This window comes from Flavobacterium suncheonense GH29-5 = DSM 17707, from assembly GCF_000430025.1.
In the GTDB taxonomy this organism is placed as follows: Bacteria; Bacteroidota; Bacteroidia; order Flavobacteriales; family Flavobacteriaceae; genus Flavobacterium; species Flavobacterium suncheonense.
Genome location: NZ_AUCZ01000007.1, coordinates 147,900 through 161,290 on the forward strand (window position 1 = coordinate 147,900; position 13,391 = coordinate 161,290).

At 44.2% G+C, this 13,391-nt stretch carries 12 protein-coding genes; all 12 read left to right on the top strand.

Annotated elements, in window-relative coordinates; all coding sequences use genetic code 11:
- The first annotated feature begins 43 nt into the window (after positions 1 to 43).
- A complete protein-coding gene (locus G498_RS0104665; protein ID WP_026980088.1) occupies positions 44 to 3,229 on the top strand; it encodes an efflux RND transporter permease subunit in 3,186 nt (1,061 codons plus the stop codon).
- Between the two features lie 470 nt (positions 3,230 to 3,699).
- Positions 3,700 to 5,454, top strand: coding sequence for an aspartate--tRNA ligase (aspS, locus tag G498_RS0104670; RefSeq protein ID WP_026980089.1), 1,755 nt, complete (start codon positions 3,700 to 3,702; stop codon positions 5,452 to 5,454).
- Positions 5,455 to 5,622: 168 nt separating this feature from the next.
- A complete protein-coding gene (locus G498_RS0104675) occupies positions 5,623 to 5,823 on the top strand; it encodes a cold-shock protein (RefSeq protein ID WP_026980090.1) in 201 nt (66 codons plus the stop codon).
- 228 nt (positions 5,824 to 6,051) lie between these two features.
- Positions 6,052 to 6,417 (top strand): NADH-quinone oxidoreductase subunit A, encoded by a 366-nt coding sequence (locus G498_RS0104680; protein ID WP_026980091.1) that lies wholly within the window; start codon positions 6,052 to 6,054, stop codon positions 6,415 to 6,417.
- 12 nt (positions 6,418 to 6,429) lie between these two features.
- Positions 6,430 to 6,981, top strand: a complete 552-nt coding sequence (locus tag G498_RS0104685) for an NADH-quinone oxidoreductase subunit B (RefSeq protein ID WP_026980092.1) — start codon at positions 6,430 to 6,432, stop codon at positions 6,979 to 6,981.
- A gap of 2 nt (positions 6,982 to 6,983) precedes the next feature.
- The gene (locus tag G498_RS0104690; RefSeq protein ID WP_026980093.1) at positions 6,984 to 7,505 is read left to right on the top strand and encodes an NADH-quinone oxidoreductase subunit C; all 522 of its coding nucleotides are present in this window, start codon (positions 6,984 to 6,986) and stop codon (positions 7,503 to 7,505) included.
- A 24-nt stretch (positions 7,506 to 7,529) separates the two neighbouring features.
- Positions 7,530 to 8,765, top strand: coding sequence for an NADH-quinone oxidoreductase subunit D (locus G498_RS0104695; RefSeq protein ID WP_026980094.1), 1,236 nt, complete (start codon positions 7,530 to 7,532; stop codon positions 8,763 to 8,765).
- Between the two features lie 5 nt (positions 8,766 to 8,770).
- Entirely contained in the window at positions 8,771 to 9,301 is a 531-nt protein-coding gene (locus tag G498_RS0104700) for an NADH-quinone oxidoreductase subunit NuoE family protein (protein WP_026980095.1), read from the top strand.
- A gap of 4 nt (positions 9,302 to 9,305) precedes the next feature.
- The gene (nuoF, locus tag G498_RS0104705; RefSeq protein ID WP_026980096.1) at positions 9,306 to 10,673 is read left to right on the top strand and encodes an NADH-quinone oxidoreductase subunit NuoF; all 1,368 of its coding nucleotides are present in this window, start codon (positions 9,306 to 9,308) and stop codon (positions 10,671 to 10,673) included.
- Positions 10,674 to 10,751: 78 nt separating this feature from the next.
- Positions 10,752 to 11,780, top strand: coding sequence for a 2Fe-2S iron-sulfur cluster-binding protein (locus tag G498_RS0104710; RefSeq protein ID WP_026980097.1), 1,029 nt, complete (start codon positions 10,752 to 10,754; stop codon positions 11,778 to 11,780).
- A 3-nt stretch (positions 11,781 to 11,783) separates the two neighbouring features.
- Positions 11,784 to 12,833, top strand: coding sequence for an NADH-quinone oxidoreductase subunit NuoH (gene nuoH / locus G498_RS0104715; RefSeq protein ID WP_026980098.1), 1,050 nt, complete (start codon positions 11,784 to 11,786; stop codon positions 12,831 to 12,833).
- Between the two features lie 10 nt (positions 12,834 to 12,843).
- A complete protein-coding gene (gene nuoI / locus G498_RS0104720; protein WP_026980099.1) occupies positions 12,844 to 13,386 on the top strand; it encodes an NADH-quinone oxidoreductase subunit NuoI in 543 nt (180 codons plus the stop codon).
- Positions 13,387 to 13,391 lie beyond the last annotated feature (5 nt).

The following is a 13,391-nucleotide window of genomic DNA, read 5'->3' on the forward strand; positions in this document are numbered from 1 at the left end:
AATTCCAACAACTTTTCCCTTTCCCTTAAACTAGAAAAAACATATGAAATTAGCAGAAATATCCATTAAACGTCCGTCGCTGGTAGTCGTGCTGTTCACGATACTGACCCTCGGAGGATTGTTTAGCTACGGACTTTTAGGATACGAATTGATCCCGAAATTCGAACAAAACGTAATCAGTATTTCTACCGTTTACCCGGGAGCTTCGCCGGGTGAGGTGGAAAATACCGTAACCAAAAAAATCGAGGACGCGATTTCCTCGATGGAAAACATCAAAAAAATCGAATCGAAATCTTACGAAAGTTTGTCAACCATTGCCGTACAGCTTACCAGTAACGCCGATGCCGACGTAGCTTTAAACGACGCCCAACGCAAAGTAAACGCCGTGTTGGGAGATTTACCCGACGATGTAAAACAACCCTCGTTAAGCAAATTCTCCCTGAGCGACTTGCCGATCATGACCATCGGTGCCAACGCCAAAATGGAAGAAGCGGAATTTTTCGACCTGATTGACAAAAAAATCAAACCGATTTTATCCCGAGTAAACGGTGTGGCGCAGATTAACCTTGTGGGAGGTCAGGAACGAGAGATTCAGGTAAACATGGATGCGGACAAAATGAAAGGTTTCGGCTTGTCCGTACCGCAGGTGCAGCAGGCTGTTTTGGCTTCGAATCTGGATTTCCCTACCGGAAACATTCAAACGCGTGAACAGAAAATCCTAATCCGTTTGGCGGGAAAATACAAAACGGTTGAAGAATTGCGCAATCTGGTAATTGCCAGTACCAACGGTTCTCAGGTACGTTTAGGCGATATAGCCGATGTACAGGACGCTCAGAAAACCACCGAAAAAATTGCCCGTGTCGACCAGAAAAACGCCATCATCCTGCAAATCATCAAACAATCCGATGCGAATGCCGTAGATGTAAGTGAACAAGTGCAGAAGTTATTAGGGCAATTAAGAAACGATTATGCTCAGGAAAAACTGGAGTTAAACATCGCCAACGACAGTTCCGTGTTTACGCTAAATGCAGCCGATGCGGTAATCCACGATTTGATGCTGGCCGTATTACTGGTTGCCTTGGTGATGTTGTTCTTCTTACACAGTGTGCGTAACTCCCTGATTGTAATGGTATCCATTCCAGCTTCCCTGATTGCGACTTTTATCGGTTTCGTGGTGATGGGTTATACGCTGAACTTAATGAGTTTATTGGGATTATCCCTAGTTGTGGGTATTTTGGTGGACGACGCCATCGTAGTACTCGAGAACATTTACAGGCACATGGAAATGGGGAAAAACCGCGTTCGTGCCGCTTTTGACGGAACCGCTGAAATCGGAGGCACCGTAACTTCTATTACCTTGGTAATTGTGGTGGTATTCCTGCCTATTGCCATGAGTACCGGATTGGTTTCTAACATTATTACACAATTCTGTGTGACCGTAGTAATCTCCACCCTTTTGTCCCTATTGTCGTCGTTTACTATTGTACCTTGGTTATCTTCTCGTTTTGGAAAATTAGAACATATTGAAGGGAAAAACCTTTTCGGAAAAACCATCTTGGCTTTCGAAGCGCAACTAACCCGTTTTACAAATTTTATAAGCAGTCTTTTAGAATGGGCATTAAAAAGCACATTAAGACAAGTAGCTATTTTAGTAAGTATCACTATTCTCTTTTTTGCTGTTCCAATATTAATGTTAGGTGGAGGCTACGTTGGCGGGGAATTCTTTGCCCGTTCCGATGCCGGAGAGTTTTTAGTACAGATTGAAATGCCGAAAGACGCTTCCTTGGAACAAACCAACTTCATGACGCAAAAAGCGGAAGCTTTTCTTAAAAAACAAGAAGATGTAACCAATTTGATTACCACCGTAGGACAGACTTCGGAAGGTTTTTCCGGAACGCAAGCTACGGCTTACAAATCGGAAATCCGGGTAAAAATGGTCGATCAGGACCAACGGGAAGACGATTCGTATGTGTATGCAGCGAAAATCAAACGTAAATTACAGCAGGAATTAGTCGGTGCCAAAATCAAGACAGTAGGAATGAGTATCATGGGTACGGCCGAAGAAGCGCCTTTAGCGTTAGTCGTTACCGGAACCACGTTAGACAGCGCCATGGTTTTTGCCAAAGCCGCTGAAAAGGAATTATACACCATCGCCGGTGCCTCCGAAATTAAATTGTCGGTAGAAACCGGAAACCCGGAAATCAACGTACAGGTAGACCGTGATAAAATGGCCGCTCTAGGATTAGATTTACAAACCGTGGGAATGACGATGCAAACCGCTTTCAGTGGAAACACCGACAGTAAATTCCGTGCGGGAGAATACGAATACGACATCAACTTAAAATACAACGATTTTAACCGTAAAAACATAGACGATGTAAGTAATTTGACGTTCATCAATAAAATGGGGCAACAAATTAAACTATCGCAATTTGCTACCGTAAAAGAAGGTTCAGGACCAAGTCAGCTAGAGCGTCGTGATAAAACCGCTTCGGTTACGATTAAAGGACAAACCGTAGGACGTCCAACGGGTACGGTAGCCGCAGAATGGCAAGCCAAATTTGAAAAACTGCACAAACCAACGGGTGTCAACTACGTTTGGGGCGGTGATATGGAAAACCAGACGGAAGGTTTCGGTACCTTAGGATTTGCCCTTTTAGCCGCGATTATTTTGGTATACCTGGTTATGGTGGCTTTGTACGATAGTTATGTGCACCCGTTTGTGGTTTTGTTTGCCGTGCCGTTATCCTTCATCGGAGCGTTGTTAGCACTTGGGTTAACCAACAATTCCCTGAACATCTTTACCATTTTGGGAATCATCATGCTAATCGGGCTGGTGTGTAAGAACGCGATTATGCTGGTCGACTTTACCAATCAGCGAAGAGCGGCTGGTGAAACCGTACACACAGCCTTAATTCAGGCGAACCACGCCCGTCTGCGTCCGATTTTGATGACGACGATTGCGATGGTGTTCGGTATGTTACCGATTGCCTTAGCCTCAGGAGCCGGTGCCGAATGGAAAAACGGATTGGCCTGGGTAATCATCGGCGGATTGATTTCCTCATTATTCTTAACTCTGGTAATCGTTCCGGTAATTTACGACATCATGGACAAAATCGTTCATAAGTTTACCAAAGGCGAAGCTACAGATTATGCGGCTCTGATGGTGGAAGCCTACGAGCATAAAGAACTGAGTGAAGACGGCTTTACCCCAAAACACGAAATGTAATTTCACAACTCCAATAAAAAAACCGCTGCATAGCTGCAGCGGTTTTTTTATTGCTCAAAACAGAAGTTCGTTAAACAAGAATGGCTGTCACTACTCTGTAACAGCCATTCCTCTTTAAAAACGGTGGTGTTTAAATCCTACAAACCGATATAATCTTTTCTTGAAAGCAGACCGTGATTAAGTTCGGCTTGTCAACCCGTCTTTAGTATTGTTATAACGTATCAATTACAATAATTAACTAAAACTTTCCTCAAAAGCAATTATCAATCATGCTTTAACAAGACCCTATTTAATTACTCTTCTAAATTACAATATTTTCTATAAATACCGAAATTTATCCGAATCCATTTCATGGGTTAAAAGCAAAATTTAACACAAAGCAAAACCACAACGCTAAAAATCCTTATTAATTGAATCCTCAGGTTTTAAACTCGAAAATAAAAACTAAATTTGCACCAAATTTTATGCACATGTACAGAAGTCATACTTGTGGAGAATTAAATCTTTCACACAATAATACTACAGTAACCCTGGCCGGTTGGGTTCAGAAATCCCGCGACAAAGGTTTTATGATTTGGGTGGATTTACGCGACCGATACGGTATCACCCAATTAATTTTTGACGAAAGCCGCACCGACAAAGCCGTTTTCGAACTGGCTAAAACCTTAGGCCGTGAATTCGTGATTCAGGTGAAAGGAACCGTTATCGAGCGCGAATCGAAAAACCCGAACATGGCTACCGGAGACATCGAAATTCTGGTTTCGGAACTTACCGTTTTAAACCAGGCGATGCTGCCTCCGTTCACCATTGAAGACGAAACGGACGGCGGAGAAGACATCCGCATGAAATACCGCTATCTGGACATCCGAAGAAATCCGGTAAAAAACAGCTTGTTGTTCCGCCACAAAGTAACTCAGGAGGTCCGAAATTATTTATCCGACAAAGGTTTTTGCGAGGTAGAAACCCCTTATTTAATAAAGTCGACTCCGGAAGGCGCCCGCGATTTCGTGGTACCAAGCCGCATGAATCCGGGACAGTTTTACGCCTTGCCGCAGTCCCCGCAAACGTTCAAACAATTGTTGATGGTAGGCGGTATGGACAAATATTTCCAGATTGTGAAATGTTTCCGCGATGAAGATTTACGTGCCGACCGTCAGCCGGAATTTACGCAAATCGACTGTGAAATGGCTTTTGTGGAGCAGGAAGACATCATCGACATGTTTGAAGGCTTAACGCGCCACTTACTGAAAGAAGTAAAAGGCATCGAAGTGGATAAATTCCCGAGAATGACCTACGAGCATGCCATGAAAACCTACGGGAACGACAAACCGGACATCCGTTTCGGCATGGAATTCGGAGAACTGAATGCCGTGGCACAACACAAAGATTTCGGCGTATTCAATGCCGCAGAATTGGTAGTAGGAATTGCTGTTCCGGGTGGAGCAGCATACACCAGAAAAGAAATCGACGCTTTCATCGACTGGGTAAAACGACCTCAGGTGGGCGCCTCAGGCATGGTATACTGTAAATATGAAGCGGACGGCAGTTTAAAATCCTCTGTAGACAAATTCTACGATCAGGACGATTTGAAAAAGTGGGCCGAAATCACCGGAGCAAAACCGGGCGATATCATTTTCGTTTTGTCAGGACCGGCAAATAAAACCCGTGCGCAATTGAGCGCGCTTCGTATGGAAGTGGCTACTCGTTTAGGTTTACGCAAACCGGACGAATTTGCACCGCTTTGGGTAGTAGATTTTCCGCTATTGGAATGGGATGAAGAAAGCGGCCGTTTTCACGCGATGCACCACCCGTTCACCTCGCCAAAACCGGAGGATATCCATTTAATCGGTACGGAGCCTGGTAAAATCAGAGCTAATGCTTATGACATGGTGTTAAACGGAAACGAAATCGGTGGCGGTTCCATCCGTATTCACGATAAAGACCTACAGGCCAGAATGTTTGAATTGTTAGGGTTCAGCAAAGAAGAAGCTGAAAATCAGTTCGGCTTTCTGATGAACGCCTTCCAGTTCGGTGCGCCGCCACACGGAGGTTTAGCCTTCGGATTGGATCGTTTGGTAGCGATTTTGGGCGGGCAGGAAACCATCCGGGATTTCATCGCCTTCCCGAAAAACAATTCCGGAAGAGATGTGATGATTGATGCGCCTTCCGCAATTGACAACAAGCAACTCGATGAATTATTCATAAAACTGAACTTAAATTCTTAACGATTAAGCGGCCTTTTGAGCCGCTTTTTTATTTTTTCAACAATTCCTTAACTTCCCTTTAAAGTTTTCAAAACTTAAACATTTTTTTTGAAAATTTTTTACCAAAACTTGTTTGTTTTAAAAAAAAGTATATCTTTGGGTTATTATTAATTATTTTTTTATTACAGAATGCGCACAGGCAAAGTAAAATTTTTCATTGAATCCAAAGGATATGGGTTCATTACAGACGATGAAACCGGAAATGACATTTTCGTTCACGCAACAGGTTTAAAAGCTGAAGGCTTAAGCGAAGGAACTAAAGTTTCTTACGTTGAAGAAGAAGGAAGAAAAGGTAAGGTAGCTGCTCAGGTAGCTGTTATCGAAGATTAACATATATTTTTGATTACCTGAATGTACAAACCGCTCCAAATTGGGGCGGTTTTTTTATTAAGAAATTTCAGAAAAACACTAACAACACTACGTTAATTATTTGTAATTAGTCTAAATATGTTTTAACTTTAAAAGAGTGTAAACGCAAAAATCATTAAAAAATTACGTTGCGTATAAATATAAGGAATGTATATTTGTGAATTCATTTTCTTTTAAGAGAGTAAAAACATGCAAACTAACCAAATCGACTACATTCCTATTGTTATGCAGCTGCTTTTAGCAACAGGGTTTGTAGGTACTACAATAGTTATTTCGGGACTTCTGGGTCCAAAAAGACATTCCGCCAACAAAGACAAAAACTTCGAGTGCGGGATTGAGTCCGTAGGAAACGCACGTATTCCTTTTTCCGTAAAATACTTTTTAGTTGCCATCCTGTTCGTTCTTTTCGACGTGGAGGTAATCTTCATGTACCCTTGGGCCGTAAATTTCAGAGAAATGGGCTGGGAAGGATTAGCTAAAATGGGTATCTTCATGGGGCTTTTGGTCGTAGGGTTTTACTACGTAATCAAGAAGCGAGGTTTAGAATGGGAATAAAAAATTAAGACAATGAGCGATTCATCTAAATATACAATGGTAGAACCGCCTGCAGGCTATGCGGGAGAAGGTTTTTTTGCCACCAAATTAAGCGATGTGGTAGGATTGGCAAGAGCAAATTCATTATGGCCTTTACCTTTCGCTACTTCTTGCTGCGGTATCGAATTCATGGCCACCATGGCTTCTCACTATGACGTGGCACGTTTCGGATCCGAGCGTATGAGTTTCTCTCCGCGTCAGGCCGATATGTTGCTGGTAATGGGAACCATCGCTAAAAAAATGGCCCCGATTTTACGTCAGGTTTACGAACAAATGTCCGAACCGAAATGGGTTATCGCTGTTGGCGCCTGTGCTTCTTCGGGAGGGGTTTTTGATACGTATTCTGTACTTCAGGGAATTGACAAGGTAATTCCGGTGGATGTTTACGTACCGGGTTGTCCGCCAAGACCAGAACAAATTCTGGACGGAATCATGAAATTACAGGAAATTGTAAAAAATGAATCGGTGCGACGAAGAAGTTCCGACGAATACAAAGATTTATTAGGTTCTTATAACATCAAGTAACAATGGCCTTAGAAACCTCAGTAATACAAAACAAACTGATTGAAAACTTCGGATTAAAAGTTTCCGATTTTATTCAGATTCACGATATTTTCACCTTTGAAGTAGCACCGGATTCCATCCTGGAAGTCATGCAGTTTTTAAGAGACGATGCTACGATGCGTTTTAACTTCCTGACCGATGTTTGCGGCATCCACTACCCAGATTACGAAAAAGAGCGTCAGTTTGCCGTAGTCTATCACATGCATAATTGGGTGGACAACGTTCGCATCCGCATCAAATGCTACTTAAACGGAGACAATCCGGAAATTGATTCGGTAACGCCCCTATTCTTGGGTGCCAACTGGCAGGAGAGAGAAACCTACGATTTTTTCGGCATCATCTTTAAAGGACATCCACAGTTAAAACGCATTTTAAACATGGACGAAATGACCGTGTTCCCGATGCGCAAAGAATTCCCGTTGGAAGACGGCGGAAGAACCGACAAAGACGACCGTTTCTTCGGAAGAACCAAACAAAACTGCTAATAGTAACCTGAAATAACAACCCAAATGTCAGATCTATTATTAACGCCGGAAGCACGATTTGCCAAAGAAATCGAAAAAAGAAGAAACGAAGACGGAAGTGAACTTTCGGTTTTGAATCTTGGGCCAACGCACCCGGCTACCCACGGAATTTTCCAGAACATCCTGTTAATGGACGGAGAGCGTATCGTTGACGGAGAAGGCACCGTTGGTTACATTCACAGAGCTTTTGAAAAAATTGCAGAAAACCGACCATTCTATCAGATTACTGTATTGACCGACCGTATGAACTATTGTTCGGCACCGATCAACAACATGTGCTGGTGGATGACCTTGGAAAAAGCCTTAGGCATTGAAGTTCCGAAACGTGTCCAATACATGCGCGTGATCGTGATGGAATTGGCGCGTATCGCAGACCATATTATCTGTAATTCCGTATTAGGAGTAGACACCGGAGCCTTAACCGGATTCCTGTACGTGTTCCAGTTCCGCGAAAAAATCTATGAAATTTACGAGGAAATCTGTGGGGCTCGTTTAACCACCAACATGGGCCGTATCGGCGGTTTCGAAAGAGACTGGAGCCCGGCCGTTTGGGAAAAACTGAACAAATTCTTAGAAGAATTCCCACCAATCTGGGAACAATTCGAAAACTTATTGACCCGAAACCGAATCTTCATGGACCGCACCATCAACGTGGGAGCGATTTCCGCGGAAAAAGCCATCAGTTACGGCTTTACAGGACCAAACCTACGTGCTGCCGGTGTGGATTACGACGTTCGCGTAATGCAACCGTATTCTTCCTACGAAGATTTCGACTTTAACATTCCGGTTGGTCAATCGGGAGATACGTATGACCGTTTCTGCGTGCGCAATGCAGAAGTATGGGAAAGTTTGAGCATCATCAAACAAGCCTTGGCAAAATTACCGGAAGGACCATACCACGCAGATGTTCCTGAATATTATCTTCCTCCGAAAGAAGATGTGTATTCTACAATGGAATCTTTAATCTGGCACTTTAAAATCGTAATGGGTGAAGTGCCGGTACCGTTAACCGAAGTATACCACGCGGTAGAAGGCGGTAACGGGGAGCTAGGTTTCTATCTGATTACCGACGGAAGCCGTACCCCATACCGCCTGCATTTCAGAAGACCTTGTTTTATATATTATCAGGCGTTTAACGATATGGTAAAAGGACAAATGTTATCCGATGCCATTGCGACTTTATCGAGTTTGAACGTTATCGCCGGAGAATTAGACGCTTAATGATTATGGAAAAATATATCTACAAACAGGATATCAACATTACTCCGGAATTGATGGCCCGCATCAACGAATTGTTGAGCCATTATCCGGAAGACAAGAAAAAATCGGCTTTACTGCCGGTACTGCATGAAGTTCAGGACGCTCACGACAACTGGCTAAGCTACGAACTGCAGGACAAAGTGGCCGAGATTTTAGAAATCAAGCCCATTGAAGTGTACGAAGTGGTTTCTTTTTACACCATGTTCAATCAAAAACCCATCGGAAAATACATGTTCGAGTTTTGCCGCACCTCTTGTTGTGCCACTCGCGGCGTGGAAGATTTGATGGACTACACCTGCAACAAATTAGGCATTAAAGAAGGTGAAACTACCGTGGACGGTATGTTTACCGTAGTGGGTGTGGAATGTCTCGGAGCCTGTGGTTATGCGCCTATGATGCAAATCGGGGATTTCTACCACGAGAATTTAAACCAGGAAAAAGTAGACCAGTTAATCGCCGACTGCAGAGCCGGTAAAATAACGTTACACGATAAATAATACCATGGGAAGAAAGATATTATTAGATAAGATAAACATTCCGGGTATCAAAACCTACGAAGTGTACCGCCAGAACGGAGGCTACGCATCCGTGGAAAAAGCGCTGAAACAGATGACCCCCGATGAAGTGACCGAAGAAGTAAAAACTTCCGGTTTACGCGGTCGTGGTGGTGCCGGTTTCCCTACCGGACTGAAATGGAGTTTCATCGACAAAAAATCAGGAAGACCAAGACATTTGGTATGTAACGCCGACGAATCCGAACCGGGTACGTTCAAAGACCGTTACTTAATGGAATACATCCCGCACCTGTTAATCGAGGGAATGATTACGTCCAGTTATGCCTTAGGCGCTAATTTGTCGTACATCTACATCCGCGGGGAATACATGTGGGTGTTTAAAATTCTGGAAAGAGCCATCAAAGAAGCCTATGCGGCGGGATGGTTAGGAAAAAACATCTTAGGAACCGGATACGATTTGGATTTGCACGTGCACTGTGGTGCAGGAGCCTACATCTGCGGTGAAGAAACTGCCTTAATCGAATCCTTAGAAGGTAAAAGAGGAAACCCGAGAATCAAGCCGCCTTTCCCGGCAGTTAACGGATTATGGCAAAACCCAACCGTGGTAAACAACGTGGAATCCATTGCCACAGTGCCTTGGATTGTACTGAACTCGGGCGAAGAATACGCAAAAATAGGAATCGGCCGTTCTACCGGAACCAAGCTGATTTCCGCATCCGGACACATTAAAAACCCAGGGGTTTATGAAATCGAATTGGGCTTATCCGTAGACGAGTTCATGAATTCCGACGAATATTTAGGAGGCATGTTAAACGACCGACCATTAAAGGCTTTAGTGCCGGGAGGTTCTTCCGTGCCGATTCTTCCTGCCAATTTAATCTTCAAAACTGCCAACGGAGAAGACCGTCTAATGACCTATGAGTCGTTATCCGACGGCGGTTTCGCTACAGGCTCCATGTTAGGTTCCGGAGGGTTCATCGTGTACAACGACACCACCTGTATCGTGCGTAACACCTGGAATTTCTCCCGTTTCTACCATCATGAATCGTGTGGTCAGTGTACCCCATGTCGTGAAGGAACCGGATGGCTGGAGAAAATCTTACACCGTATCGAAAACGGTCACGGACGTGAGGAAGACATCGAACTGTTGTGGAGCATTCAGAGCAAAATCGAAGGAAATACCATTTGTCCGTTAGGCGATGCGGCTTCTTGGCCTGTTGCGGCGGCGATCCGTCACTTCAGAGAAGAATTTGAATACCACGTTCGTTTCCCAGAGAAAGTAAAAAACAGAGACCACTTCGTACACGAACCGTTTGAAAAAGTACGTCACTTAGTAGGAAAAACAATAGTATAATTAAAGTAAAAAGTGATAAGGGATAAGGCAAAAGTGAGACTTGAAACTTTAAACCTTGAACTTTAAACCGTATAAAAAATGAAAGTAACAATAGACGGTCAGGAAATACACGTAGAACCGGGGACCACCATCCTACAGGCTGCGCGAATGATTGGAGGCGAATCCGTACCGCCGGCGATGTGCTACTACTCCAAATTACAGGGAAGTGGCGGCAAATGTCGCTGTTGTCTGGTGGAAGTAACCAAAGGTAGTGACGCCAACCCTACTCCTATGCCTAAATTGGTAGCATCCTGTGTTACCGGTGTGATGGACGGGATGGAAGTAAACAGTAAAAATTCCGCCCGCGTGGAAGAAGCCAGAAAATCGGTTACCGAGTTTTTGCTGATCAACCACCCGTTAGACTGCCCGATTTGTGATCAGGCCGGGGAATGCGATTTACAGAATTTAAGTTTCCAGCACGGAAAATCCGAAACGCGTTTCATCGAGGAAAAAAGAACCTTCGAACCGGAAGATATCGGCCCGAACATTCAACTGCACATGAACCGTTGCATTTTATGTCAGCGTTGTGTCTTAGCCGCCGATCAGCTAACTGACGGCAGAGTTCACGGGGTAATCAGCCGCGGCGATCATGCACAGATTTCGACTTGTTTGTCCAAAGCGATTGACAATGAATTCTCCGGAAACGTTATCGACGTATGTCCGGTTGGGGCTTTAACCGATAAAACCTTCCGTTTCAAATCGAGAGTTTGGTTTAACAAACCGTACAACGCGCACAGAAATTGCGACAAATGCTGCGGTAAAACCACGGTTTGGATGTTCGGTGATGAAATTCAGCGTGTAACGGCCCGTAAAGACGAGTTCCATGAAGTGGAAGAATTCATCTGCAACACCTGTCGATTCGAGAAAAAAGACGTAAGCGATTGGGTTATCGAAGGACCTCGCCGATTTGAGAAGTTCTCGGTAATCAACCGCAACAAATATGCCCTGCATCCGCCAAAAGTGGAAATCCGAACCGAAAAACACATTCTGGAAGGACGCGAGCAGGATCAGAAACGCATCAGTATGGTGGAAGTTCCGGAGAAAACTAATGGTAATTCAAATTCATAAGACATGGACAGTGCAATTATCATAGAAAAAGGGATTTTTATCCTGGCGGTATTCGCGATAACGATGTTTATGGCGATGTACTCTACCCTTGCCGAGCGTAAAATCGCCGCGTGGTTACAAGACCGTATCGGTCCGAACCGTGCCGGTAAAGGAGGAATTTTACAACCTTTGGCCGATGGTTTGAAACTTTTCGCCAAAGAAGAGTTCATGCCGAGCACCCAAAACACCTTCTTGTTCGTGTTAGGTCCGGCGATTTCCATGTCGATGGCGTTGATGACCAGTGCCGTTATTCCTTGGGGTGACAAACTGGAAATCGGAGGCAGAACGGTAATCTTACAGGCTACGGATATCGATGTGGCCATGTTGTACATCTTCGCCGTTTTATCGGTTGGAGTTTACGGGATTATGATCGGAGGTTGGGCGTCCAACAACAAATTCTCATTGATGAGTGCCATGCGCGCCTCTTCCCAGATGATTTCCTATGAAGTGGCCATGGGATTAGCCATTATCGCTTTAATCATGGCGACCGGTACTTTGAGTGTACGTGAAATCGCAGCGCAACAGTCCGGTTTCTGGAACGACGGCTGGTTTACCTGGAATGTGTTCAAACACCCACTGAGTTTCCTTATTTTCTTGGTTTGTTCGTTTGCCGAAACCAACAGAACGCCTTTTGACTTAGCGGAATGTGAGGCCGAGCTGATCGGTGGTCACCATACCGAATATTCCTCCATGAAAATGGGCTTCTATTTGTTCGGGGAATATGCGGCGATGTTCATCTCTTCGGCAATTCTGGCTATTTTATATTTCGGAGCTTACAATTATCCGGGCTTCCAGTGGGCCGTGGAAAACTGGGGCGTGAACGTGGCGAACATCTTAGGAATCATCGCCTTGTTTGTTAAAATCTGTTTCTTCATCTTCTTCTATATGTGGGTGCGTTGGACGATTCCGCGTTTCCGTTACGACCAGTTGATGAATTTAGGATGGAAAATGCTGATTCCATTAGCCATCGCGAACATTGTTATTACGGGATTGGTAATTGTACTAACCCAATAAAACTGAAAGCATGTCATTAGATACCATTTCATTATCAGGAAAGAAAAAAGAGGTTTCCAACAAGAAGATGACCTTCTGGGAAAGCCTGTATCTGGTTGCAATCTTCAAGGGATTGATGATTACCATCCGTCACTTGTTCCAAAGAAAAGTAACCATTAAATATCCGGAAGAAAAACGTCCGCTCAGCCCGGTATACCGTGGACAGCACATGTTAAAACGCGACGAGTTGGGCCGTGAAAACTGTACCGCTTGCGGAATGTGCGCCGTGGCTTGTCCGGCCGAAGCCATCACCATGAAGGCAGCCGAGAGAAAACCGGGAGAAGAATTGTTATACCGTGAGGAAAAATATGCCGAAATCTATGAAATCAACATGCTGCGTTGCATTTTCTGCGGTTTGTGTGAGGAAGCGTGTCCGAAAGACGCGATTTACTTAACCGAAACCAAAGTGATGGTACCTTCGGCCAGCAAACGTGAAGATTTCATTTTCGGAAAAGATAAATTAGTGATGCCGCTTACCGAGGCTATGAAAAACCGTCAAAATCAGCTGAGTTAATATGG